A 25,069-nucleotide genomic window follows, 5' to 3' on the forward strand; every position below is an offset into this window, starting at 1 on the left:
GCGGCCATTGTCTTGATTTTCCAGGGACCCCTCAAGGGACAGTGCGTGAACGCTCACCCACCCCGACGAACGGCGCCCTCGCCAGAACCGCGGGCACTCTCTATAATCGCCGCCCCATGGGCAAAGCGAAAAAGCAAAAGTCGACGTCCGACGCCATCGCGCAGAACCGCAAGGCGCGCTTCGACTATCATCTGGAAGAATTCTTCGAGGCCGGCCTGGCCCTGGAAGGCTGGGAGGTTAAGTCCCTGCGCGCCGGCAAGGCCAACCTGACGGAATCCTACATCCTGCTCAAGGATGGCGAGGCGTTCCTGTTTGGCGCCCGCTTCGAACCCCTGCCCGCCGCCAGCACCCATTTCGTGCCGGACCCGCAGCGCAGCCGCAAGCTGCTGCTGCACCGCAAGGAGCTGGCCAAGGTGTTCAGCGGCGTGCAAAAACAAGGCTTCACCTGCGTGCCGGTGAACCTGCACTGGAGGCGGGGCCGGGTGAAACTGGACATCGCCCTGGCCAAGGGCAAGCAGAAACACGACAAACGGGCCACCGAGCGCGAACGCGACTGGAACCGCCAGAAGCAGCGTATTCTGCGCCAGCACTGATCGCGACCAAAGTCGCTCCTACAGCAATCCCGTAGGAGCGACTTTGGTCGCGATTTCGACAGACTCGATTAAAACGCCTTGCCGGTGCGGCCATGGCGGCGGCGCCAGCCGCGCACCTCGTCACGCACCCACCAGTACACCCGCAGCCAGGCACGCAGCACCGCCGGCAGAAAGTACACCGCGAACAACAGCACCGGAATCCGGGCGTCGCCGCTCACCGCCACCAACGCCGCGATACCGCCGGCGTATAATGCCACCGCCAGCACCAACTGCAGGGTACGCGCCAGCAACGGACGCGCCGCCACCGGCGCCAGGGCTTTCTCGACAACCTGTTCAGCTGACCGGAAGATCGCTTTCATGATCTCGCTCCCTCTTTAAACGGATGGGTTAGCGGCTGACTTTGTCATCGGTATTCGAGGCTCGCTTTGACCAGAATCATGCACCCGGGCAATGACAACGCCATGGCATTCGGGTCTGATTGTCCGACAAGGCGTACAAAAAACCGGCAATGCGGCCCTCTTTGAGCATTCTCAACAAATAAAGCGCCCCTTGGCTTTCCTCCCGGCGTCCCCATCTCCTACAATACGCCGCTTGGCCTGAGCGGCCAGATCACAGGGGGCGACATGGATTCGACGCCGGTAAAGAAACCTGTGGTGCATGTCGAGTAGCGTCGCAATGCTCGTAAATTCCTTGTGGCATTTTAAAGTAATCGCAAACGACGATACTTACGCACTAGCGGCTTAAACCCCGCTTATCGCCAAACGACCCAGCCTGTGGGGAAGTGCGGCGAGCATCGCTACACAGGCTCGCGGCAAAGTCCGTCCCGGACGGCGCCGTTAAAACTCTTAGGGACTCGGTGACTGCGCCCTGTCGGTCGGGCCGCAGCCACTTAAATCAATAGACCAGACTAAACATGTAGATCCACAGGCGGATTGCTGGCGGACGGGGGTTCGATTCCCCCCGCCTCCACCAACGCAAAGAAAAAGGGGCGCCCATGCGGGCGCCCCTTTTTCTTTGCGCGGTTGCGGTGGGAGGATGAGCAACCCCCGTCGGGGTTCGACAAGCGAAGCAAAGCTTCGCGCAGGACGTCCCCGCCCCGCGGGGACGGTCCCGGCCAAAGGCCGGGATGGCCGGATCGCCAAAAGCGATCCGGCCACCTTCCCCCCGCCGGCCCGCCACCTCCCACCCTGCCCCCAAACCACCCACCCACCCCACAAAAACGCACCATAAAAGTGCATACATCCCATGAACCCCCAACATTCACCACCTAAATACCCCTAAACCCTTCACTTTCCTGCCAATTTTCGTGTATACAAGAACGGCACATAACTTGCTCCATGCCCTGAAACCGCCCAGGGCGGCCTCGATATGCTGGGGATGCGCCGCCGGGACGGACCACAAAGCCGTTGAAGGAGTCACCTTTTGGAATTCCTGGATCAATACAGCATCGCCTGGCTGGCGGGCCTGGTGGTGGCGCTGCTGGCCACCGGCGTGATCGCCGGCGTCATGGCCGGCCTGTTGGGGGTGGGCGGCGGCATCGTCATCGTGCCGGTGCTCTATCATCTGTTCACCCTGCTGGGCGTGGACGAATCCGTGAAAATGCACGTTGCGGTGGGCACTTCCCTGGCCACCATCATTCCCACCTCGATCATGTCGGCACGGGCCCACGCCGCCAAGGGCAACCTGGATTTCTCACTGCTCAAGACCCTGGGCCCGGCGCTGGTGATCGGCGTGCTGATCGGCACCTGGCTGAGTGGCTACCTGGGCGGCACCGCCCTGACCGCCATCTTCGCCGCCGTGGCCCTACTGGTGGCCGCCAACATGGCGTTCCGTACCCAGGGCGGCGCGCTGGCCGAATCACTGCCGCCGACCCCGTTCAAGCAATTGATCGGTACCGTGATCGGCGGCTTCTCCACGCTCATGGGCATCGGCGGTGGCACCCTGACGGTGCCGATCCTGACCCTGTTCAACTATCCGATTCACAAGGCGGTCGGCACCGCCGCCGCCATCGGCCTGTTCATCAGCGTGCCCGGCGCCATTGGTTTTCTGCTGCATGGCATGGACGATCCGGGCCGGCCGCCGTTCACCGTGGGCTACGTGAACCTGATCGGCTTTATTCTGATCGTGCCAATGACCATGCTGATGGCCCCGGTGGGCGCGCGCCTGGCCCACGCCATCAACGCCACCCGGCTGCGCCAGGCGTTCGCCGTGTTCCTGTTCCTGACATCCCTGCGGATGTTCTACGGCCTGCTCTGAGGAATCACCATGCTGCATACCAAACGCGCCCTCGGCGGTGTCTTCGTCGCCCCCCATCACCTGGCCGCCCAGGCCGGTCGGGACGTGCTCCGCGAGGGAGGCAACGCCGCCGAAGCGATGATCGCGGCGGCGGCGGCGATCGCCGTGGTCTACCCGCACATGAACGCCATCGGCGGCGACGGCTTCTGGCTGCTCGCCGAACCCGGCCAGGCGCCCAAGGCCATCGAAGCCTGCGGCCCGGCGGCCGCCGCCGCCGACGCGGATTTCTACCGTGCCCGCGGCCACGACGTGATCCCGTCCCGGGGGCCGCTGGCGGCGCTCACCGTGGCCGGTACCATCGGCGGCTGGGAGCGCGCCCGGGAAATCGCCGAGCGGTGGGGCGGCCGCCTGCCTCTACCGCGACTGCTGGACGACGCCCGGCGCCACGCCCGCGACGGCGTGGCGGTCACCGCCAGCCAGGAAGGCCTGACCCGCGCCAAACTGGCGGAGCTGGCCGACGTCCCCGGCTTCGCCGACGCCTTCCTGCTCGACGGCCAGGTTCCCAAGGAAGGCCAGGTGCTGCGTCAACCGGCCCTGGCCGATACCCTGGAGCGTCTGGGCCAGGCCGGCCTGGATGATTTCTACCGGGGCGAGCTGGCCGCCGCCCTGGCGGCGGATCTGGCCCGGGCCGGCAGCCCGCTGACCGGGGACGACCTGGCCGCCTACCGGGCCCGGGTGGTGGAACCGCTGTCCACCCGGCTGCGCACCGCTACCCTCTACAACCAGCCACCGCCCACCCAGGGCATGGCGTCGCTGATGATCCTGGGCATGTTCGACCGCCTGGGCGTCACCGAGGCGGAAGGCTTCGACCACATCCACGGCCTGGTGGAAGCCACCAAGCAGGCGTTCCTGATCCGCGACCGCCACTGCACCGACCCGGCCTACATGGACGTGGACCCGGCGGACTTCCTGTCCGGCGATGACCTGGCCGAACGGGCCGCCGGCATCGACCCCACCCGCGCCCTGCCCTGGCCGCAACCGGCGCTGCCCGGCGACACCATCTGGATGGGCTGCATCGACCGCGAGGGCCGCTCCGCCAGCTTTATCCAGAGCATCTACTGGGAATTCGGCAGCGGCGTGGTGCTGCCCGCCACCGGCGTGCTGTGGCAAAACCGGGGCATCAGCTTCTCTCTGGACGAAAACGCGCCCCAGGCCCTGAAACCGGGCCGCAAGCCGTTCCACACCCTGAACCCGGCCATGGCCCGCTTCGACGACGGTCGCACCATGGTCTACGGCACCATGGGCGGCGAAGGGCAACCGCAAACCCAGGCGGCGGTGTTCAGCCGTTACGGGCTGTTCAACCAGCCGCTACAGCAGGCGGTGACCGCGCCGCGCTGGCTGCTGGGCCGTACCTGGGGCGAGGTAAGCACCAGCCTGAAGCTGGAGGCCCGCTTCGAAGCGGAGCTGGTGGAAAAGCTGCGCGACGCCGGCCACCAGGTGGAAGTGCTGGACCAGGACTTCAGCGACACCATGGGCCATGCCGGCGCCGTGGTGCGCCATCCGGACGGCGTCATCGAAGGCGCCAGCGATCCGCGCAGTGACGGCCTGGTGGCAACGCTGTAACCCGTTTCAACCGAGCAACCCTCGGCGGCGGCACGGCCCCTTCCCCGGTCGTGTCGTCCGCCTTCTTTTATTCCCCTTTCCTTTCTTCTCCCGCCTTCTCCTCGCCGGGCCTGTGTATACATTCGGAGCACAGCGCACCAAGGCGGATCATTTTTTGTGGGCAATAAATATTCAAGCCTTTGATTAGGAAGGGCTTTTCTGTTTGGCACAAAGCCTGCTCTGTTCCTGTCGTCCTTATCCGATTGGCAGGAGAACAGCATGTTGAACCGACTGATCCGCCCGCTCACCGTGGTGGCGCTATCCCTGGTCACCTTGAGTCTGGGCACCCTGACCGCCCAGGCCGCCACCGTGGTCAAACTGCACCACGACCTCACCGAGGACAGCGCCCAGCACGAAGGGGCCCTGCGCTTCAAAAAGCTGGTGGAAGAACGCAGCAACGGCGATATCCAGGTCAAGATCTTCCCCAACAACGCCCTTGGCGACGACGTCCAGGTGGCCCAGCAGATGCAGTTCGGCGCGGTGCAGGCGGCGCCCATTCCCACCGCCAAACTGAGCGGCTTCAACAAGCAGCTTCAGTTGATCGACCTGCCCTTCCTGTTCCCCTCCCGGGACATCGCCTATCAATTCCTGGACGGCCCGGTGGGTCAGCGCGTGCTGGATGGCCTGCGCGACGCCGGCTTCGAACCGGCCAGTTTTTGGGAGAGTGGCTTCAAGCAGATGACCTGCAACAAGCCGGTGCATGAACCCGCGGACCTGGATGGCGCCAAGTTCCGCGTCATGGAAAGCCCGTTGTTGATCGCCCAGTACAAGGCGGTGGGCGCAAACCCGGTGCCGATCGCCTTCTCGGAAACCTACACCGCCCTGCAGCAGGGCGTGGTGGATTGCCAGGAGAACCCGCTGGTATCGATCTCGCAAATGAAGTTCTACGAGGTCCAGGACTACCTGATGCTGTCCAACCACGGCTACCTGGGCACCGCCTTCATCTTCAGCAAGGTGTGGTTCGACAAGCTCCCCGAAGCGCAGCAAACAATCCTGATAGACGCCGCCCGGGAAGCCGGCCAGTACCAGCGTGAGCGCTCCGTCGCCCGCGAACAGGGCTACCTGGACGGCATCAAGGAAGCCGGCGGCACCGAGGTGGTGGTACTCAATGACAAGCAAAAGCAGGCCTTCCGCGATGCCATGGACCCGGTCTACGAGGAATTCGGCGCCATTCTCGGCGAGGACCTGATGCAGGCCACTCGCCAGGAACTGGATCGTCTCAACGAGGGGCAATAAACAGCCCCGGGGAGTTAGCGTCATGTGGCAACGATTCAGTCGCGGCCTGGCCAGGGTGGAGGCGGCGTCCGTGGGCGCCCTGATCCTGTTCGCCGCCGTCATGCTGTGCGTGCAAATCACCGCCCGCGCCCTGTTCAATCATTCGTTCAGCTGGGCCGAGGAGAGCGTGCGCTACGCCATTATCTGGATGGTGTTCCTGTCCTGTGGCCTGGCGTTCCGGCAGGACGCGCACATCAACATCGACGTGCTGCGCCAGTTGCTCCCCGGCCCGGCGCGCAAGGTGCTGGAAGTGATCATCATCCTGGCCTGCGCGGCGCTGGCCGGACTGCTGGTCTGGTACGGTGGCGCCATGGTCGCCACCCTGTACCGTTTCGGCCAGGTATCGCCGGCCATGGAGGCGCCCATGTACCTGTTCTACCTGGCGATCCCGGTGAGCGGCGTGCTTATGCTGATCCGCCTGGGCGAATCCCTGGTACGGGTGCTGCGTTGCAAGCCGGCGCCCGCCACGGCGCCGGTACTGGCGGGGTAGCGGCATGGGCGCGGGATTCTTCGTGATGGTATCGGGTCTGCTCACCGTGGGCCTGCCAATCTTCGTGGCGCTGCTGCTGGCGGTGTTCATCGGCCTGCACCTGGAAAACGGCACGCCGCTGATGCTGATCATTCAGCGCATGTTCTCCGGCCTGGACAGCTTTCCGCTGATGGCGATTCCGCTGTTCATCCTGGCCGGCAACCTGATGAGCACCGGCGGTCTGTCCCAGCGCATCCTGCGCGTGGCCATGCTGCTGGTGGGCCCGATGCGTGGCGGCCTGGCGATGACCACCGTCACCGGCTCCATGTTCTTCGGCGCCATCTCCGGCTCCAGCCCGGCCACGGTGGTGTCCATCGGTCGCATGATGCTGCCCACCATGACCGAGCAGGGCTACGACAAGAAGTTCACCCTGGGCCTGCTGATGGCCACCGGTGCCCTGGGCATTATTATTCCGCCGAGCATCTTCATGATCGTCTACGGTGCCGTGGCCGGCGTTTCCATCGGCGCCCTGTTCATGGCCGGTATCGGCGCCGGCCTGGTGTACGGGGCGGTGTTCTTCGCCTACTGTTTCTACCGGGCCCACCGGGACGGCCTGGAACCGAAGCCCTGGCCCGGCCTGGAGGAATGGCTCAGCGCCGTGGGCGAGGCATCCTGGGGACTGGCGATTCCGGTGTTGATCCTGGGTGGCATCTACGGCGGCATTTTCACGCCCACCGAGGCGGCCGCCGTGGCGGTGGCCTACGCCGCCTTCGTGGGGCTGTTCGTGTACCGGGAACTGGACCTCCCCGGCCTCTGGAAGGTATGCGTGGACAGCGCCGTGGTCACCGCCCAGGTGATGGTCATCATCTCGGCGGCGGCGGCGTTTTCCTGGTACCTGACCTCCAGTGGCATCACCGAGACCATCGCCGGCGGGCTGCTGGCGCTCAGCGACAATCCCTGGACCCTGCTGCTGATGATCAACCTGGTGGTGCTGGTGGCCGGTATGTTCCTGGACCCCAACTCCATCGTCATCATCCTGGTACCGTTGATCGTCAACGTGGCCCGGGCGGTGGGCATCGACCTGGTGCATCTGGGCGTGATCCTGTGCGTGAACTGCGCCATCGGCATGTTCACGCCACCGTTCGGCATGAACCTGTTCGTCGCCAGCGGCCTGGGCGATGTGCGCTACGCGGAGGCGGTGCGCGGCGCCCTGCCCCTGGTGTGGCTGGCACTGCTGGCCCTGGTGATCGTCAATGTGTTCCCGGGAATCAGCCTGTGGCTGCCGCGCTCCGTGATGTCGGGCCTTTGAATCTGTTTGGAGATACGAGTGAAACTGGACAACGGCTTTCTGGACTTCGACCCGGTCCACCTCGCCCCTACTGGTAGCGGCCCCCTGGACGGGCTCCGCTTCGCCGCCAAGGATGTTTACGATATCGCCGGCACCGTCACCGGCATCGGCCACCCGCTCTATCGCGCCACCCACGCCCCCGCCGAGCACACCTCCCCGGTGGTGACCGCCCTGCTGGCCGCCGGCGCCGAACTGGTGGGCAAGACCCACACCGACGAACTCACCTACAGCCTGGCCGGCCAGAACATACACTACGGCACGCCGCCCAATCCGGCGGTGCCGGACGGCATCCCCGGCGGCTCCTCCAGCGGCTCCGCCTCGGTGGTGGCCGCCGGCCTGGTGGATTTCGCCCTGGGCAGCGATACCGGCGGCTCGGTGCGAGTGCCGGCCAGTTACTGCGGTATTTATGGGCTGCGCCCCACCCATGGCCTGGTCGACGACCGCCACACCGCGCACCTGGCGAAAAGCTTCGACACGCTCGGCTGGTTCGCCCGCGACGCCGCCACCCTGTTGGCGGTGGGTCGGCAACTGCTGCCCGCCTACACCGGTCCGGCGTTGCGGCGTCTGTGCCCCCTGCGGGAAGCGCTGACCATGGCCGGCGAGAACCTGGCCGGCCAGCTTAACGAACTCACCGCCGAGGGCTTCGCCGGGCTGAGCCCCGGCGAGCCGGTATCCGTGGGCCCGCTGCGGGCCTTCTTCGATGCTTTCCGGCCGGCCCAGGCGTTCGAGGCCTGGCGCTATTTTGGCGACTGGATCAGCGAACACCGGCCTGAATTCGGCCCCGGTATTCGTGAACGCTTCGCCGCCGCCGCCGACGTCACGCCGGCCCAGGCCGCCGAGGCCCGCGAGGCCTGCGACCTGCTGCGCCGCCGGGTACGCCAACTGGTCGCCGACGGCACCGTGCTGTGCCTGCCCACCACGCCCACCGCGGCGATTGCCCTGGACGCCAGCGACGCGGCGGTGGACGAGGTGCGCCTGCGCACCCTGTGCATGACCGCGGTGGCCGGCACCGCCGGCCTGCCACAACTGACCCTGCCGTTGCTGCATGACGAGCGCGGCCCGGTGGGCCTGTCATTGATCGGCCCGCCAGGGGCTGACCTGGCGCTTCTGCAACTGGCCGCACGATGGGAGAACGGCTAATGTCCCAGGAACTGGATATCCCGGAAGTGATCGAGGAAGTGAGCGCGGCTTTCCAGGAATACGAAAAAGCCTTGGTAAATAACGACGTGGCGGTGCTGGATCGGTTATTCTGGGAGGATGCCCGGGTGGTGCGTTACGGCGCCGGGGAGAACCTGTACGGCTACGACCAGATTCAGGCGTTTCGCGCCGGCCGCCCCGGTGGCAATTTGGCCCGCACCCTGCATAACACCCGTATCACCACCCACGGCCGCGACCTCGCCACGGTCTGGACCGAGTTCCACCGGCCGGGCAATCCGCGCACCGGGCGTCAAAGCCAGGTGTGGGCACGACGGCCGGAGGGATGGCGCGTCGTCGCCGCCCATGTATCGTTCATGGACGAGGGTTAATAACAATGAACGAGCAGTTTTCCGTGCAAGTCCCGATGGACTCGGATCGCCCGCTGGCGGAACAGATCCGGCGCGTCCTCTCAGATGAAATTCTCAGCGGCGTTCTGCCGCCGGGCACCCGCCTGGATGAAATCGCGCTCGCCAATCGCTTCGATGTGTCACGCACGCCGGTCCGTGAGGCGCTGCGGGAGATGGCGTCCGCCGGCCTGGTGGAACACCAGCACCGGCGTGGCGTGTTCGTGATCGAGATCCCCGATCAGCGGCTCGCGGACATGTTCGAGTACGCCGCGGAGATGGAAGCGGTGTGCGCGCGCATGGCGGCGACCAAGATGAGCCGGGCGGAACGGGAGGAGCTGCTGGCCGTGCATCTGGACAGCCACGTGCACGTGGTCAACGAGGACATGGACGCCTACGACGCCGCCAACCTGCGCTTCCATGAACGGCTGTTCCGGGGTTGCCACAACAGCTATCTGTTCGAAGCGGCGATGGCGGCGCGCTCACGGGTGCTGGCCTACCGGCGGGTGCAATTCACCGTGGGCGACCGGTTGTCCAACTCCTTCGCCGAGCACAGCGCCATCGTCATGGCCATCGTGCGCGGCGAGAGCGAGCACGCGGCGGAACAGATCCGCGACCACGTGCTCAGTGCCCACCGTACCTCCAAGGATCTGCTGGAACGCCGCGCGCCCCGGGACGGCGATCAGGAGTCGCCGGACTTCCAGGTTTCCTGAATGAAACGCAGGTCGTAGGCTTTCCGGTAATCCAGTCCCTCAGGCAGGGTGCCGGCCTCGACCATGTCCTGGTAGAACGACTGCCAGCGTGCGTCGGTCATCATTCCGTACTCGCCGCCCTCGGCGGCGTCCGACAACAGAATTCCCTGCTCCTCCATTTCCCGGATTGAATAGGCGATCAGGTCGTCCTGCATTTCCGGGTTGTCCTGTTTAATCAGTGCATTGGCCGGCGCCGGGTTCTCGAAGTAAGCGGCCCAGCCCTCGGCGGTGGCGTCCACCATGGCCTGCACCACTTCCGGTTGCTCCTCGATCATGTCCCGGGTGGTCACCAGGGTGGCGGAATAGGCCCCCCAACCGGCGTCCGCCAGCAGCAGACTCTTGGCATCCACGTTTTCCTTGGCCAGGAAATATCCGTCGTTGGTGATATAGCCCTGCTGGGCGATGGTGGGGTCGGCGATGAACGGGCCGATGGTGTAATCGTAGGGACGCAGTTGATCATCGGTGAAACCGTACTCCGCTTTTAGCCAGGGCCAGTAAGCGACGCGGCCGGCGGTGGGAACGCGGATGCCGGCACCCTTGAGATCGGCGATCTCGTCGTAACCCTGCCCTTCATGAACCATCAGCGATTGCGGGTCCTTCTGGAAAAACGCCGCCACGGTGACCAGCGGCAACCCCTGCTGGACCGCGTTCAGGGCCTGCAGGCTGTAGCTCATGCTGAAATCCGTGGCGCCGCCGAGCAGCAACTGCATGTTGTTGACCTGGGGCCCGCCCATCTTGATGGTCACGTCCAGGCCGTGCTGCTCGTAGAGTCCCATGGCCTTGGCGGCGTACAGGCCGCCGTGTTCCGCCTGGGCGTACCAGGTGGTGCTCACCGTCACCGGCGTCAGTTCCTCGGCCTGGGCCGACAGGGCGCCGCCAAGCAGCGCGCCGGCGAGAGCCACGCGCGTCAGGGTCCAGAGTTTCATCGCTACCTCCACGATTGCATCGTTATTGGCCGTTGCCCGGCATTCGGAAATGGTGAATCTCGGTGAACGCCCGCACCCAGCCATCGATCAGGGAATCCAGCATCCGGCTCCCCTCTTCCGGGCAGGAGCCCGCCGGATCGCCGACCACGCCGCTCTTGCTCAGATCATGGGTCAGCCAGGCGTAGCGGAAACGCCCTTCCGGGGTAAGCAGGCCCTGGTGCGGTGGCGGGTACTCCCCCACCGCCCTGTCGGCGTGCACGTAATCCCCGGCCAGGGCCATCATCAGGCTGGTTTCCGAGCGGCCGGCGTGGATGCCCTCTTCCAGTTCCTTGGTGGAAAGGAACTCACTGGCGCAATTCGGCACCGCCCAGGAAAACACCGGGAACAGACAGAAATCCTGGTATTCGGCGCGCAGATCCCGGGCGATGATTTCCACCACCTGGGGCTGGCCGCCGTGGCCGTTAAGCAACACCAGCTTGCGGAAACCCATGCGGTAAACACTTTCGCCAATGTCCCAGAGAATCCGCATCAGAGTCTCGGCCTTGAGGATCACGGTGCCGGAAAAATTAATGTGCTCGTTGGATTTGCCACACCACACCGGCGGCAACGCGAACGCCGGCACGGATTCCGGCAGCGCCGCCAGGGCGCGACCGGTGAGCTCCGTGGCGATGGCGGTGTCGGTGCACACCGGCAGGTGGGGGCCGTGCTGCTCGATGGCGCCGATGGGCAGCACGATCACCGTGTTTTCCTTGTCCGGCAGCGCCTCGATGGCCGGCGCGGTGAAATACGGCAGAAAACGGGACGGCGGCACGGCGCCGTGGAGCTGGGTCATGCCGCGGCCTCCTCGTCCCAGGTGCGCATCTTGCCGGGGTTGAGCAGGCCCTGGGGATCGAGCCGGCGCTTCATGGCGAGCTGGCCCGGGTCGACGCTGAGCTTGCCGCCGTCTTCCAGGATGTAGGTGTGCGGGTTGCTGATGTGCACGTTCTGCTCCCGGTGGTACTGAATAATCTCGTTGAGACGCTCCTCGGTGGTGTAGCGCACCACCTGGATGCCACTGCAGGTAACGGCGCCGTCGGCGCGCAGGAATTCCAGATGCATCATCACTTCCTCGCCGAAGTGCTCGTGCATCTGTTCAACCCGCTGCACGTTCTCCCAGGGTCGGAAACCGCTTTGCAGGTAAGTGATGTCCTTGTGTTTGCGGAAGATGTGCAGGGTGGTGTGGTTCCAGCTGTGCTCGATCATGCTCTTGGTGGTACCGAACACCTCGGCATGGGACTGCTCCTCCACCAGTTCGCCGCCGAATTTCTCGCGCAGCTCGTGGAGCGCGTCCATGCCCGGCTGGTTAACGATGGTGACCACCGCGGTGTGGCCGGCGGCGATCTTGTCTTCCAGGCCGCACATTTGCGGCAACGGGTCCGCCAGCAGGGTGAGCAGCTTCTTCATGGTGCCGCAGGTGCTGCCCAGGGCCTGGCAGAATTTCACCGCCTGCATGAAATCCGGGAAACTGAGCAGGTTCTCGCGCCAGTCCAGGGCCGGGGCCAGGGCGAACTCCAGCTCGGTGATCAGCCCGTTGACACCATAGGCGTGGTAAAGATCGCGGGCCTCGGCGCCGCGCAGTTCCTCGGCTTCAGGCTGCTCCGCCATGCTCAGGGCACGCACGCCCAGTACGTTACCCGGGTCGCCGATGGAGCCGTAGGTAATCGAACCGACGCCGCCGAAACCGCCGCAGAAAAAGCCGCCGGCGGTGGCCAGCCGGTAGGTCGACGGCATCAGCCGCAGCTCCCAACCATGCTCACGGGCGGCCTTGTCGATGTCCACCAGGCGCGCGCCGGCCTGCACCCGGGCCACGCCGTCCTTGATCCAGAGAATTTTGTTCAGGCCACTCATGTCCATCAGCACCCCGCCGTGCAGCGGCGTGCTCTGGCCGTAATTGCCGGTACCGCTGCCGCGCAGGGTGAGCGGAATGCGGTGCCGGCTGCAGGCCGCCGCCACCCGCTTTACCTCCTCTTCGCTGGCGGGCTTGACCACCAGTTCCGCCTGCTTGCCACGGAGCCGCTCCACCAGCACCGGACTGAACCAGGCGAAATCCTTGGAGTAACGCTGCAGGGCCCGGTCCTCCATGCTGATTTCCAGGCCGTCCAGGTCCGCGCACAGCTGCTTTAACGTATTGTCGTCGGTCATGGTTCTCTCCATTCTTACGCTCGCCATCCTATTGCTCGACCTTGAGTGCGCTTTCGTGCCAGTTGCGCAGCACCCGGTCCGACAGCCACACCATCAGCGCGAACAGAATGATCCCGGTGAGAGTGATCAACCCCAGGGCGGCGAACATACGGGGAATATTCAGGTTGTAGCCGGACTGCAGAATCAGATAGGCGAGGCCGGCCTGGGTGCCGCCGGTGCCGGCCACGAATTCGGCCACCACCGCGCCGATCAACGCCAGGCCGGTGCTGATGCGCATGCCGCCGAAGAAGTACGGCAAGGCGCTGGGGATACGCAGGCGAATCAGTTGCTGCAGGCGCCCGGTGCGATACATACGGAACATGCTGAGCAGGTTCGGATCGACGCTGCGCAGCCCCAGGGTGGTGTTGGAAATGATCGGGAAGATGGCGATGATCACCGCGCACACGGTGAGCGCCCAGGTGGTGTCGTCGACCCAGATGATGATCAGCGGCGCGATCGCCACGATCGGCGTCACCTGCATCAGCACCGCGTAGGGGAACAGGCTTACCTCTATCCAACGGCTCTGCACGAACAACAGCGAGGCGGCGGTGCCCAGCACCACGGAAATGGCGAACGCCATCAGCGTCACCTTGAGCGTCATCAGCAGGCTGTGGAACAGCACCGCCCAGTCCGCCACGAACGCCTTGGCGATGTCCAACGGCCCGGGCAGGATGTACACCGGCGTGCCGGTGGCGCGCACCACCGCTTCCCACAACAACAGGAACACCACGCCCACGAACACCGGCGCGGCGATCTGCACGAATCGTTCGTTTTCCAGCAACGGGGATTTCATTATTTCGCCTCCTCGCCCTGGCGACTGGCCACTTCCAGTGCCTCGGACACGCGCCGGCAGTAACCGGCGAACTCGGTGGACACGCGGAATTCCTGACCGCGCGGATAGGGCGCCTCGATGGGCACGTCCTCGATCACACGGCCCGGACGGGCGGCCATCACCACCACCCGGTTGGACAGGTAAACCGCCTCGTACACCGAGTGGGTAACGAACACCACGGTCCAACCGTTGGCTTTCCACAGACGCAACAGATCGTCGTTGAGCTTGTTGCGGGTCATTTCATCGAGGGCGCCGAACGGCTCATCCATCAGCAGCAGGTTCGGCTCGGTAACCATGGCGCGGGCAATGGACACACGCATCTGCATGCCGCCGGACAATTCCCTGGGGTAGGCGTCGCCGAACTTGTTCAGGCCCACCATGTCCAGGGCCTGGTCGATGCGCTGTTCGGTTTCCGGGCCTTTCTCCCGGTTCAGGTCCAGGGGCAGGCGCACGTTCTTGCGCACCCGGGCCCATGGCATCAGGGTGGCGTTCTGGAACACGAAGGCCAGCTTGCGGCCCTTATGCCCGACCACGTTGTAATCCTGCTCCCACCAGCTCACCTTGCCGGCGCTCACGTCGCCGAGCCCGGCCATCAGTCGCAACAGGGTGGATTTGCCGCAGCCACTGGGGCCCAGCAGGCTGACGAATTCCCCTTCCTTGACGGTCAGGTTGACGCCCTTCAGCGCCACGGTACCGTTGCCGTAGACCTTGTCCACGTCGCGCACGGACACCACCGGCCGGCCGCCCACGGCGGGCCGGGTTTGTTGTTCGGTGCTCATCGGCACCACCACCTCGGGGCGGGTTGCTTTGACGTTTGTCACGACACTTCCTCCTTTGCGGCCGGGGCTCGGGCTGGCAGCTCGAGCCAGGACCCCTGGGTGTTCAGGCTGAGGGTCAGAATGCGGTAGTCGGCGGCGCGCACCGCGCCCGGGGCGCGGCCGCTGCCATCGTTGAGGGTATAGGCGGGATAGCAGGCGCCACTGACGCTCAGACGCAGCCGCTCGCCAGCGCGCACCAGGGCGCAGGTACCACGCAGATCCAGCCGCACCGGGCCGTTGCCACTGGCGCGGACATAACCCTGGGTGAGATTGCGGGCGCGACCGCCCGCGTCCACCACCGACAGCACCGCGCACAGATCAAAGCTGTCGGCGTCGGCGGCGGCATTGAGAGTCGCGCGCACCGGGCCGGCCAGTTGACGGTCGGCGCCGAGCGGCGCGCTGGTGTAGGTGAGCACGTCCGGGCGGGCGTCCACCACGGTGCGATCATGGATGCCGGGGGACGGCGCCAGATGGCCGCCCACCGCCGGTACCGGCCGCCACGGATCATGGATGATGGTGTCCACGGTGGCTTCGCCGGTCTCGCCGAGGCGGCCACCGTCCAGGTCGAACCCGGCACTGCCGTCGCTGGCCAGACACAAACGCTCCGTGGGCAGGCCGGCGTAATCCTCATAGGCGCGCCAGCGATTGGCGCCCAGGTCATAGAGCTGTACCGGAGGGTCGCTTTCCACGCCGGTGTCACGCTCCTTGAGGAAACGATCGAACCAGCGCAGTTGCAGGGTATCGATGGTGGAGCGGGCGGCGTCGCCGAGCCAGGCCTGGCCCACCGCCGGCGTCCACGGCAGGTGGGTCCAGGGACCCACCACCAGACGCTGGGGCGCGGCACCGGCTCGCAGGTGCTCGTAAGTGGCGAAGGTGCCGGTGAGGAAGCTGTCGAACCAGCCACCCACGTGCAGCGCCGGCAGATCCACCACCGGCAAGGTCCCGGCGGCGGAGCGCTCGGTCCAGTACTTACTGTCCAGGGGCTGGTCCAGCCAGTCACCGAAAAAGGTGCCCTCCAGCAATTCGCGCACCGCCGGCGAGGCCGGGTCGATCAGTTCATCGGCGGCCGGGTCGTGGCCCAGCCGGTAGCGCTGGGCGAAGCGGTCGTGGTAGCCGTCGCGGCGGTCGGTTTCCGCGCCCAGTTGGGCCGCCCAGGACAGGCTGTTCTGCAGACGCAGGGCGCCCCCCTCGCAGGCCCAGTCGCTGGCAAGCCGGAAGCCGGTCATGGCCGGCACGATGGTTTTCAGGGCCGGGTGCCCGCTGGCGGCGGCGAACAATTGGGTGACGCCCTGGTAGGAAAAGCCGTACATGCCCACCCGGCCGTTGCAGTCCGTCAGGCCGGCAAGCCATTCCAGGGTGTCCTCGCCGTCCCGCTGCTCGTTGACGAAGGGCTCGAACACTCCTTCCGAGGAGCCACGCCCACGCACATCCTGGATCACCACCAGATAGCCCTGTTCCGCGTACCAGGAAGGGTGGGCGTAGGTGACCGTGGAAGCGATACGACGCCCGTAGGGCTGGCGCATCAGCAACGCCGGGAACGGGCCCTCGCCGTCCGGGCGGTACACATCCGCGTCCAGACGCACGCCATCGCGGGTGCGCATGCTGATCACTTCCGGCATCGGCAGCCCGGCGGTCATGGGCCCGCTCCCCGCAACACGCGCAGATCCTCGGCATCCAGATGGTCGGGCACGCCATTGCGGATCAGCCGCGCGAAATTCTCGTCGGGCACCATTACCGTAAGAGTGTAGAGCCGCCCATCGCCAGTGTTTTCCACCACGTGCTCGGCGCCGGCGGGCACCACCATGGCGTCGCCCTTGCGCAGTTCCAGCCAGTCGTCATCACAGCGCGCCCGGCCTTCGCCTTCCAGCACGAAAAACAGTTCATCGGCGGCCTTGTGGGTATTGGGCGGCGTCAGCCCGCCCACGTCGAAGATCTCCACGCAGGCGATGAAATCCAGCTTTTCGTTGATCGAATCAAACATCACCACGAGCCGGTTGCTCTCGCCTTCCTTGATGCGGAAAGCCTCGAACTGCTCGGGGCGCTTGAAGAACGGCAGCATCAGAATGTCTCCAGAGCTGGGATCAGGTCCGCCGACAGGGCGGTGAAGCCGAAGATCTGGCGGGCGTTGTAAAGCGTGGCCTGCCAGCAGAAATCCGGGGAGGTGGTGGCGGTGCAGTCCTCCAGCAGAATGGTGTCGTAGCCGAGGAAGTTGGCGTCCGCCAGGGTGTGCAGCACGCACTGGTCGGCATTGACGCCAGCGAACAGACAGGTGCTGATACCGAGATTGCGGAGAATGGAATCCAGGGGCGTGTCCCAGAAGCCGCTCATGCGGAACTTGTCGACGCGGATGTCCTGATCGGCGATGTCCAGATCATCGATCACTGCGGCGCCCCAACTGTCTTTCTCCAGCACCGGCGCGCCGGTGCCCGGCACCGGGTCACCGAGGCCCACGTCCCGGCCACTGCCGTTGTAGACGTGGCGCAGCGCCGGCGAGATGTTCATCAGATCCTTGCGGTTGCCCCAGTTCACCCAGATCACCGGCACGGCGGCACGGCGCAGGGCGGGCAGCAGGGTTTGCAACGGTGCCACCGGTCGGCGCGCCGGCGTGGTGTCCACGCCGATGTGATCCAGCCAGCCACCAGGGGTACAGAAATCGTTCTGCATGTCGACGACGATCAGCGCCGTGCGATTCAGGTCGAGTACCAGGGATTTGGGCGCGGCCGGCACGTCAACGGGACGCGGCGCCGGTCCGCGGCGGCTAAGGTCGGCGACCTGGTCGCTGACCCGCCACTGGCCGCCGGGCCGGGGGCCCAGCGGTAGAAGTTCGGGGTGATGGTGCGTGGTTTGATCGCTCATCTCTACTCGGCCCCTTCACTGCGAAATCACTGCGAAATAGCCCGTGAGGCGGGACCCTGGGGCGGCGACGCAGAGGGACGCCGCCACCCCAAGGCAACGCGAACGGTTAGAACTTGAAGCGGGCGCCCACGCCGTAGGTGTCGCCATCGCCAAGGTCGTCGATGTCGTCGTTCATGAAGTTGGCGTAAACGTCGAACTGGTCGTTGATGATCCAGTCGTAACCCACGGTCCAGGTGTTACGCTCGGTGTCGATGTCACCCTCGAAATCGGAGCTGGCGTAGGAGGCCAGTACCGAGCCCGGGCCCACCGGAATGTCCACGCCACCCTGGTAGGTATCCACGTCCACGCTGCCGGTGGTGGTGTCGGTGTCCAGGCTGTGGAACATGCCGTAGACCTTGATCACCTGGAAGTCATAGCTGGCGCCCACCAGGTAGGCGTCCTGATCGGTGACGGAGAAAACACCGCCGCCAATGGCAGCCAGACCACCGCTCTCGCCGAAGCCCGGGCTGTCGCCGCTGTTCAGGGCACCCTGCTTCACGGAGTGAGCCGCCGCGGTGAGCATCAGGCCACCGTTGCGATACACCAGGTTGCCACCGAATTTGTTCTCGGAGTCCTCACCCTCTTCCTCGCCGAAGGCGTAGGTCACGGTGGCGGTCAGGCCGCTCATGTTCGGGGAGGTATAGCTGACACCGTTGCTCCACCCGGAGTCACCCACGGTGGCGCCATAGTTGCCGCCCTGGTAGGAATGCAGGATCGCCGGCGAGAACACGAAGGAGCCGCCAAACGGGTTGGAGAAAATCACCGGCAGGAACATGGGCGCTCCCACACGACCGGCGGAGAAGGTACCCAGATCACCCTTGACGCCAATCTGCGCGGCGCGGGCGAAGAACTCGTCGCCGTTGTAGCGGCCATCGTCACCGGTGTCCGGGCGCAGGAACATTTCCGCCTTGGCGAACGCCTGGGTGCTCTCGTTAAGGTCCGCGGTGGCGCTGAAGCCAACGAAGGAAGTGGTCATGCCGCCGGCGTCCAGCACCTTGGAATCGTCTCCGGCCACGGCGCTTTCCCGGCTGCCGGCGAACAGATCAAGCAAACCGTAGAAGTCCACTTCAACATCCGCGCAGGCCATGCCACTGGCGCCCATCAGGGTGGCGGCCCCCAAAGTCTTAGCAACCTTTCTGTTAAGTTTCACGTGCTTTCCTCTCTGAAAAGTGGGGAGGCACCCGCGCGTCGGTAGCGAATTCCGAACCGCGCCAAAGGCGACCTCGATCCACCGGTATGGCCGGTGTCCCCCGGATTCGCGTCGTCTTCCCGAACGACCACGAAACCCTCTTGCATCCGACGCCACCACATCCCGTGGCGGCGACTCGTCGGGCATGGCGGCTCGGCCGCGGCATGCCGTTATCCTGTGCACCGGACTGGCAAAACCCAGCCTTGCATACACGATAAGCCTCTACTTTCAAGATGCGTGCCAGCCGCTCGGCGGCGGCCTGAAAGGCACTACGGACGGGTGAACAGGACGTCAAACGGAGGGAAGGCAGTCGGCGGACCGGGTGTTTCCTGCCCGCTTTTGGGGCAAACCTGGAAATTTCGCCCTATGGGGGCGCGAGAAAAATACAAGAGCGGGGACAGAAAAAAGCCGTGCCAGACGGGGCCATGGGCGCCCGCCGGGCCCGGCGAACGGAAAGGAATCGGTGAAAATTCAACCTCCCAGACGTATTTTTGTATACAAAACAACAGAGCCGTGCGTGACGGTACCTCGAAGCGTCTCGGTGTGGGCCCCTTTCCGGGACCCTGTTTGACAGGATGTCAAACCGGGAGCCCCCAGGGACGGGTTCACGGCGTTCCCGGAAAGGGGCCCACACCGAGACGCGGCCCGACTGGAGACCCCACGCCAGGATACGGCCCGAGCCAGGACTCAGACCGACGCCGCCGACTCATGCTCCTCGATCAGCCGCTCCATCATGCGCCGGATCACCAGCCCCGGCTTATCGGACTCCATGTGTTTTTCACCACGCGGGTCCAACGGCATGTCCGGGTCGGTGCTCTCCAGCACGTGCTTATCCTCCAGGGTCACCTTGCGGTCGAAGGCAAGCAGTGCTTCGCGATCAAAACCGGTGCCGTCATCCTGCTGCAGGCAAAACTGCACCACCTGGGAACGGCCGTGATCGATGGGCACCTGGCAATTGACGATCACATGGGCCGGGCCGCCATCGGCGTAATTGATGCGCAGGCGGCACACGAAAGGCGCGAACCAGGAACAATCCAGAAAGCGCTCATTGGCGTCTTCCTGTGCATGGTGAGCCTGGGTTACCCCGAGCCGGCCCGTGTAGTGGAAGCCGCCCTCGAATTCCTCGATGCGCGCATCCCGGGCCACCAGATGCTCCGGGCTGCCGAAGGTACCCAAGTGCACATAACTGGGGTGGGCCATGTCCAATTCGTTCTCCATCACCCGCAGCCCCGCCACCTTCCATTCCTCGTAGAACTCCTGAATCAGTTCGAAGTCCGGCTCGCCGGCTTCCGGAATGGTCGGGATTTCGTAGATCGGATCCTCCAGGGCCACCCAGGCATAGCCATAACGGGTGTCACAATGAAACGCCCGCACCCGACGCTGGGGGCCCGGATCCCGGCCCGGCATCTGTGGTACGTGCACGCACTGGCCGGTGCGGTCGTACTGCCAGCCATGATAGGGACAGGCCACCCTGCCCTGACACACGTCACCCAGCGACAACTGCGCGCTGCGGTGGCAACAGCGGTCCTCCAGAGCCGCGGGAGCGCCATCCGGGTCCAGAAACAACACCAGCGGCTGCCCCAGCAGCACAAAACGACGCGGCCCCTCACGCAGATGGGCGAGCGGCATCACCGGGTACCAGAAACGTCGAAAGACGGGATGCTCCATGACATTCATCACGCGTTCTCCTCAATGGGCGGGCAGCGGCGGCGGCCGGAACGTCAGGCCAATCAGGAACGACGCCACCACCGACAGCAGCAAAAACAACATGGCCGCGGGAAAGCCGTAGCCGTCGCGCAGCACACCGAACACCAGCGGCCCCAGCGCGCCCATCAGCATGGCCAGCCCCTGCACCAGCGCCGACAGACGACCAGCCTCGGCGGGCGTCGCCGAGTAATCCAGCGGCAGGGTCAACGCCAGCGGAAAGGAACCGCCCAGCCCGACCCCGGCGATCACCGCCCAAAGCAGACCGCCGGGTTCGGGAGACCACCAGAAACCGGCCACGCCGATCATCAGCAGCCCCAGAGTGGCGGCCAACGCCGGCCGGCGGTCGCGCTGAAACTGGGCCAGCGGCGGCACCAGCAGAGCGCCAGCGATCTGGGCGCCGGTGAACACGGTCAGCAGCGCAGCCCCCTGAGCCTGGCTGTGGCCCTGGGCCACGTAGAACGGCACCAGCCAGGCCAGCAAGGACATATAGGCCACCGACCCGGTGCCCAGCAGCAGCGCCATGCGCCAGGCCAACGGATCGCGCCAGGGCAACACGCGGGCATTTTCACCCCGGGCGCGCTCAAGCCGTGCCGGCCAGAGCAAGGCGGCCAGCAGCGCCGGCAGCGCCCAGATGCCCAGCGCCAGCCGCCAGTCGCCACCGGCGCCGGCGGTCAAGGCCGGGGTGGCGGCGGCGCCGATAGCCGCCCCCAGATTCATGGCGGTGGTGAAAATTCCCATCATCAGCGCGGCACGCCCGGGGAAATACTGTTTCACCACCACCGGGATCAACACCTGCCCGCAGGCAATCCCCAACCCGCCCAACAGAGTGGCGGCGAACATCACCGCCGGATGCAGGCCCGCCCAGCGTGCGGCACAGCCCGCCGCCACCAGCCACAATGCCACGCGCATGCCAACGCCGATGCCCAGCCGGCCAATCAGCCAGCCGCCCACCAGCGCCACCGCGCCCATGCAGAAGGTGGGCAGCGCCGCCAGCAACCCGGCTCCGGTACTGCTCAACCCCAGATCCAGACGCACCGCCTCCAGACTCACGCCCAGGGAGGTCAACAAGGGCCGCAGATTGAGCCCGGCCACCACGATCATCACCGCGATCCAGCCCAACCCCACCGCCGGCGCCACCGACGGACTTTTCAATGCCGCCGACGGCGACTCAGTAGGTGGCATTCAGTCTTTCCATCAGGTGCTCACCGGCCCGGATCGGCGGATAGCGCGGCGGGTTATCCGCGTCCGCGCAGCTTTCAATGCAGCGGATTTCCGCGTCCGGATTCGGGTGGCAAAAGAAAGCAATGGAATAGCGATCCGGAGACCCCTCACCGGTGAACGGCGATACCCGGTGCGGCGTGGAGCAAAATACATGGTTGGTCCAGCGCTGCATCAGATCGCCGGTGTTGACCACCACGGTGCCGGGAATCGGCGGCGCGGTGATCCACTCGCCGTCCCGGGTGCGCACCTCCAGACCGCCGACGCCATCCTGAAACAACAAGGTGATGCTGCCGTAATCGGTGTGCGCGCCGGCGCGACGCTCGCCGCCCTGGGGCTGGAACGACCCGGGCAGCGGCGGGTAGTGAAGCAACCGCAGGGTATGATGGAGCTGATCATGGGTGTCGACGAAAAAACCGTCGGGCAAATCCAATGCCAGGGCGAAAGCGGCCAGCACCCGGTTGGACGCCGCCACGCAGCCTTCCATCAAATCCATCACCGTGGCGCGAAAGGCGGGCTGCCCCACTGGCCAGCGGTTTTCCCGATACGGGCGCTCCGCTTCCGACAGGCTATCCGGCGCCGCCTCGGGGCCGGCATTGAAGGCTTCCTTGAGATCGCCGGGCTTGCTCGCGTCCAGTCGCTCACGGCGCACCGCCACATAGCCCCGGTTGCTACTGGCGTTTTGCCAGGCCACGCCCATTTTCTCTTCATAGGGCAACGCGAAGAAGGAACGCGACGCCTGAAAGGAGCGGCGCAGCAGGGTCTCCGGCACGCCATGATTGGACAGATAGAAAAAGCCCCAGTCAGCGCTGGCCTGGCGCATCGCCCGTGCCACCGCCTTGCGGTCCTCGGCATCGCCGTGCAGGAAAGGCCCGAAATCAATCACCGGAATAGTGGCGACGTCGGCCTGTTTCGCTGAATCCATATGATTTCTCCCGGAACGCCCCCGCGCTCCTTCAGTTCAGTTCCGCCACCACCTCGGCGGCGCGCTCACGCAGAGCGGCCAGCTCCAGGCCCGGAATGGCGCCGTCGCGCACCCGCACCTCGCCGTCCACCAGCAAATGGCGCACCGAGGCGCTGCCGCCGCCGGCCACCGGCGCGATGGCCGGGTCGTGCATGCCGAAGTAGCGCGGCTGGTCCAGATCATAGAGCGCCAGATCGGCGGCGCGCCCCGGCGCCAGCTCACCGACCTGGTCGAGGCCGAGCACACGGGCACCGCCGGACGTTCCCCAATGGACCACGTCCTCCACGGTGACCGCGTCGGCACCACCCAGGGCGCGATGGATCATCCAGGTGGTGTGCGCCTCCTGAATCATGTCGGCGGCTTCGTTGGAAGCGGCGCCGTCCACCGCCAGGGAAATCGGGATGCCGCGGGCGGCCATCTCCGGTACCCGGGCGATGCCGCTGCCCAGCCGGCAATTGCTTTGCGGGCAGTGGGCGATGCCGGTGCCGGTTTCCGCCAGGATCGGCAGCTCCGAATCGGCCACGTGCACCATGTGCGCGAACCAGACGTCCTCGCCCAACCATTCGTTCTCGCCGCAGAATTCCACCGGCGTCATGTTGTGCACGTCGCGGCAGTACTCCACGTAGTTGAAGGTTTCCGACAGATGGCTGTGCAGGCGCAAACCCAGGGCACGACCGGCCCGGGCCAGCTCACGCAAGGTCGACGGGTCCACCGAGAAGGTCGGCGTGGTGGGCGCCATCACCACCTGGCGCATGGCGCGCGGGCCGCTTTGGTGATAGCGGGCGGCGAGCCGTTCCACGTCGGCCACGTAGGCGTCCAGGGTTTCCGATTCCAGGTCATTGGGGTAACCCGGGTGGCGACCCTGTTCGGTGGCGCCGCCCCGGCACAAGGTGAAACGCAGCCCCAGCCGCCCAGCCACTTCGAACAGCACATCGCCCATCTCGCTGTCGAGACCGCCATAATAAATGTAATGGTGATCGGCGCAGGTGGTGGTGCCGGACAGCAACAGCTCCGCCAGCCCCACCTCCGCCGCCACTTCCAGATGGCGGTCGCGAATGCGCGTCAGGCGCGGATAGGGCACCGCCCCCAGCCAGCCGAACAGCGGCTCGTTGATGCCCTCCGGTACCGCCTTGAGCACACTCTGGAACAGGTGATGGTGGGTGTTCACCCAGCCCGGATAGATCACGCAGCCGCGGGCATCCAGCACTTCCTCGCCGGCCGCCGGGGTCAACCCGGCGGCCATTTCCGTGATCAGGCCGTCACGCACGCGGATATCCACGGCGCCGGCGCGGGCGGCGTCGCCCGCCCGGCCGGTCATCACCGCGTCCGCGCCCTGGATCAGCAGGTCGGTCACGACGCCTTCTCCTGCTTCACCGGAATGCGCGCGTGGTCGCTGCGCGCCTCGCTTTCGCCGAACCGTTCCAGCAGCGCCTTCATCATCTTGCGCATCACCATGCCGGGCTGATCCGAGGGCATGTGTTTTTCTTCGCCGCTGGCGGTGTCCAGGGGCACGTCGTAATCGGTGCTTTCCAGTACCCGCTTGTCTTCCTCGGTGACCTGGCGATCAAAGGCGATGATCTCCGCCTGCGGCGCATCTTCTTCCGTGTCACTGCGGAACGCCCATTGGCAGATCATGGAGTACTCGTCGTCGATGGGCGTGGCGTAGGTAACGATGGAGTGCACCAGGCCGTTCGGGTAGCGGATGTTCAGGCGGCGGCCGAACGGCATGTACCAGTTGCTGGTCATGTGCCGCACGGTGGTGTCGCTGTCCATTTGCAGCAGCTTTTTCTGGGATTCCGGGTTGTTCACCGGCGCCTTGGTCTCGAAACGGAAGCCGTACTCGCCTTCCTCGATGTTCAGGTCGGCGGGAATCGGCTTGTCGAACTGGCCGAAGCTTTCCCGATGCACGAAGCTGAAATGGGCGTTGTCGAAGGAGTTCTCCATCAGACGCAGGCCCGCGGTGTGCCATACCTCATGGAACTGATGGAACATGCGATAGCCCGGCTCCTTGGCCTCCGGCATGTCGGGAATATCGGTAAGCGGTTCGCCCAGGCAGACCCAGACGTAGCCGTAACGCTCGTCGGCCTTGAAAGCCGGCACCTTGGCGCGGCCGGCGGGGCGGTCCGGGGTTTGCGGAATTTTCTTGCAGGCGCCGGTGCCGTCGTAGTTCCAGCCGTGGTAGGGGCAGACGATATTGTCGCCCTCCACCCAGCCCAGGGACAGTTTGGCGCTGCGGTGAGCACAGCGGTCTTCGGCGGCTTGCGGTTTGCCCTGGCTATCCAGCCACAGCACCAGATCCTGATTGAGCAGACGGAACGGTTTCGGGCCGTCATCGAGTTGCGCCATCGGAATCACGGGATACCAGAAACGGCGCAGGACGGGTTGTTGGGTTACTAGCATGGCTCATCTCCTATGGACGAGGCAG

The 25,069-nt window shown here is 65.5% G+C and carries 24 protein-coding genes and 1 other RNA gene; 10 read left to right on the top strand and 15 right to left on the bottom strand.

All coding sequences use genetic code 11. The features are described from left to right. Window positions 1-116: 116 nt before the first annotated feature. On the top strand, window positions 117-593 hold the full coding sequence (smpB, locus tag ACLD02_RS15430; protein ID WP_203105805.1) for an SsrA-binding protein SmpB: 477 nt from the start codon (window positions 117-119) through the stop codon (window positions 591-593). A gap of 68 nt (window positions 594-661) precedes the next feature. Here the strand turns inward: smpB and ACLD02_RS15435 are convergent, their stop codons facing one another. Further along, window positions 662-952 (bottom strand): hypothetical protein, encoded by a 291-nt coding sequence (locus ACLD02_RS15435; RefSeq protein WP_203105806.1) that lies wholly within the window; start codon window positions 950-952, stop codon window positions 662-664. A gap of 255 nt (window positions 953-1,207) precedes the next feature. Here ACLD02_RS15435 and ssrA point away from each other — a divergent pair. The 9 genes from ssrA (at window position 1,208) to ACLD02_RS15480 (ending at window position 9,836) form a co-directional block, all read left to right on the top strand. Further along, window positions 1,208-1,565, top strand: a transfer-messenger RNA (tmRNA) gene (gene ssrA / locus ACLD02_RS15440). A gap of 450 nt (window positions 1,566-2,015) precedes the next feature. Then, the gene (locus ACLD02_RS15445) at window positions 2,016-2,849 is read left to right on the top strand and encodes a sulfite exporter TauE/SafE family protein (protein ID WP_203105807.1); all 834 of its coding nucleotides are present in this window, start codon (window positions 2,016-2,018) and stop codon (window positions 2,847-2,849) included. Between the two features lie 9 nt (window positions 2,850-2,858). Beyond that, on the top strand, window positions 2,859-4,451 hold the full coding sequence (locus ACLD02_RS15450; protein ID WP_410299099.1) for a gamma-glutamyltransferase family protein: 1,593 nt from the start codon (window positions 2,859-2,861) through the stop codon (window positions 4,449-4,451). A gap of 258 nt (window positions 4,452-4,709) precedes the next feature. Then, window positions 4,710-5,726 carry a TRAP transporter substrate-binding protein gene (locus ACLD02_RS15455; protein ID WP_410299100.1) on the top strand — a complete coding sequence of 339 codons (1,017 nt, stop codon included), beginning with the start codon at window positions 4,710-4,712 and terminating at the stop codon, window positions 5,724-5,726. Window positions 5,727-5,748: 22 nt separating this feature from the next. Next, entirely contained in the window at window positions 5,749-6,255 is a 507-nt protein-coding gene (locus ACLD02_RS15460; RefSeq protein WP_410299101.1) for a TRAP transporter small permease, read from the top strand. Between the two features lie 4 nt (window positions 6,256-6,259). Then, window positions 6,260-7,543 (top strand): TRAP transporter large permease, encoded by a 1,284-nt coding sequence (locus tag ACLD02_RS15465; RefSeq protein WP_410299102.1) that lies wholly within the window; start codon window positions 6,260-6,262, stop codon window positions 7,541-7,543. 18 nt (window positions 7,544-7,561) lie between these two features. Then, on the top strand, window positions 7,562-8,722 hold the full coding sequence (locus tag ACLD02_RS15470; protein ID WP_410299103.1) for an amidase: 1,161 nt from the start codon (window positions 7,562-7,564) through the stop codon (window positions 8,720-8,722). After that, window positions 8,722-9,108 carry an oxalurate catabolism protein HpxZ gene (gene hpxZ / locus ACLD02_RS15475; RefSeq protein WP_203105812.1) on the top strand — a complete coding sequence of 129 codons (387 nt, stop codon included), beginning with the start codon at window positions 8,722-8,724 and terminating at the stop codon, window positions 9,106-9,108. The genes ACLD02_RS15470 and hpxZ overlap by 1 nt, the downstream gene beginning before the upstream one ends. A gap of 5 nt (window positions 9,109-9,113) precedes the next feature. After that, window positions 9,114-9,836, top strand: a complete 723-nt coding sequence (locus ACLD02_RS15480) for a GntR family transcriptional regulator (RefSeq protein ID WP_203105813.1) — start codon at window positions 9,114-9,116, stop codon at window positions 9,834-9,836. Here the strand turns inward: ACLD02_RS15480 and ACLD02_RS15485 are convergent. From ACLD02_RS15485 to ACLD02_RS15550, 14 genes are all read right to left on the bottom strand, one after another. Beyond that, on the bottom strand, window positions 9,806-10,801 hold the full coding sequence (locus ACLD02_RS15485) for an ABC transporter substrate-binding protein (protein WP_203105814.1): 996 nt from the start codon (window positions 10,799-10,801) through the stop codon (window positions 9,806-9,808). The two genes, ACLD02_RS15480 and ACLD02_RS15485, sit on opposite strands and share 31 nt — an antisense overlap. A 22-nt stretch (window positions 10,802-10,823) precedes the next feature. Next, window positions 10,824-11,633 (bottom strand): creatininase family protein, encoded by an 810-nt coding sequence (locus ACLD02_RS15490; protein ID WP_203105815.1) that lies wholly within the window; start codon window positions 11,631-11,633, stop codon window positions 10,824-10,826. After that, the gene (locus ACLD02_RS15495) at window positions 11,630-12,982 is read right to left on the bottom strand and encodes an FAD-binding oxidoreductase (RefSeq protein ID WP_410299104.1); all 1,353 of its coding nucleotides are present in this window, start codon (window positions 12,980-12,982) and stop codon (window positions 11,630-11,632) included. Before ACLD02_RS15495 ends, ACLD02_RS15490 begins: the two co-directional genes overlap by 4 nt. 28 nt (window positions 12,983-13,010) lie before the next feature. Next, entirely contained in the window at window positions 13,011-13,814 is an 804-nt protein-coding gene (locus ACLD02_RS15500) for an ABC transporter permease (RefSeq protein ID WP_203105817.1), read from the bottom strand. Continuing rightward, a complete protein-coding gene (locus tag ACLD02_RS15505; protein WP_338015249.1) occupies window positions 13,814-14,674 on the bottom strand; it encodes an ABC transporter ATP-binding protein in 861 nt (286 codons plus the stop codon). The genes ACLD02_RS15500 and ACLD02_RS15505 overlap by 1 nt, the downstream gene beginning before the upstream one ends. Next, a complete protein-coding gene (locus tag ACLD02_RS15510; protein ID WP_410299105.1) occupies window positions 14,671-16,308 on the bottom strand; it encodes a CocE/NonD family hydrolase in 1,638 nt (545 codons plus the stop codon). The genes ACLD02_RS15505 and ACLD02_RS15510 overlap by 4 nt, the downstream gene beginning before the upstream one ends. Then, window positions 16,305-16,730: a cupin domain-containing protein gene (locus ACLD02_RS15515; RefSeq protein ID WP_203105819.1), complete on the bottom strand. Its 426-nt coding sequence runs from the start codon at window positions 16,728-16,730 to the stop codon at window positions 16,305-16,307. The genes ACLD02_RS15510 and ACLD02_RS15515 overlap by 4 nt, the downstream gene beginning before the upstream one ends. Further along, the gene (locus ACLD02_RS15520; protein WP_203105820.1) at window positions 16,730-17,527 is read right to left on the bottom strand and encodes a cysteine hydrolase family protein; all 798 of its coding nucleotides are present in this window, start codon (window positions 17,525-17,527) and stop codon (window positions 16,730-16,732) included. The genes ACLD02_RS15515 and ACLD02_RS15520 overlap by 1 nt, the downstream gene beginning before the upstream one ends. A 106-nt stretch (window positions 17,528-17,633) precedes the next feature. Then, on the bottom strand, window positions 17,634-18,716 hold the full coding sequence (locus tag ACLD02_RS15525; protein WP_203105821.1) for a porin: 1,083 nt from the start codon (window positions 18,714-18,716) through the stop codon (window positions 17,634-17,636). A 726-nt stretch (window positions 18,717-19,442) separates the two neighbouring features. Then, on the bottom strand, window positions 19,443-20,432 hold the full coding sequence (locus ACLD02_RS15530) for an aromatic ring-hydroxylating oxygenase subunit alpha (protein ID WP_203106115.1): 990 nt from the start codon (window positions 20,430-20,432) through the stop codon (window positions 19,443-19,445). 12 nt (window positions 20,433-20,444) lie between these two features. After that, complete coding sequence (locus ACLD02_RS15535; RefSeq protein WP_203105822.1) at window positions 20,445-21,644, bottom strand: CynX/NimT family MFS transporter; 1,200 nt, start codon at window positions 21,642-21,644, stop codon at window positions 20,445-20,447. Then, a complete protein-coding gene (locus tag ACLD02_RS15540; protein WP_410299106.1) occupies window positions 21,631-22,605 on the bottom strand; it encodes an isopenicillin N synthase family dioxygenase in 975 nt (324 codons plus the stop codon). The genes ACLD02_RS15535 and ACLD02_RS15540 overlap by 14 nt, the downstream gene beginning before the upstream one ends. 31 nt (window positions 22,606-22,636) lie before the next feature. Continuing rightward, complete coding sequence (locus ACLD02_RS15545; protein ID WP_203105824.1) at window positions 22,637-23,998, bottom strand: amidohydrolase family protein; 1,362 nt, start codon at window positions 23,996-23,998, stop codon at window positions 22,637-22,639. Beyond that, window positions 23,995-25,044 (bottom strand): aromatic ring-hydroxylating oxygenase subunit alpha, encoded by a 1,050-nt coding sequence (locus tag ACLD02_RS15550; RefSeq protein ID WP_203105825.1) that lies wholly within the window; start codon window positions 25,042-25,044, stop codon window positions 23,995-23,997. Before ACLD02_RS15550 ends, ACLD02_RS15545 begins: the two co-directional genes overlap by 4 nt. Window positions 25,045-25,069 lie beyond the last annotated feature (25 nt).

Source organism: Alloalcanivorax sp. C16-2, from assembly GCF_046507615.1.
In the GTDB taxonomy this organism is placed as follows: Bacteria; Pseudomonadota; Gammaproteobacteria; order Pseudomonadales; family Alcanivoracaceae; genus Alloalcanivorax; species Alloalcanivorax marinus_A.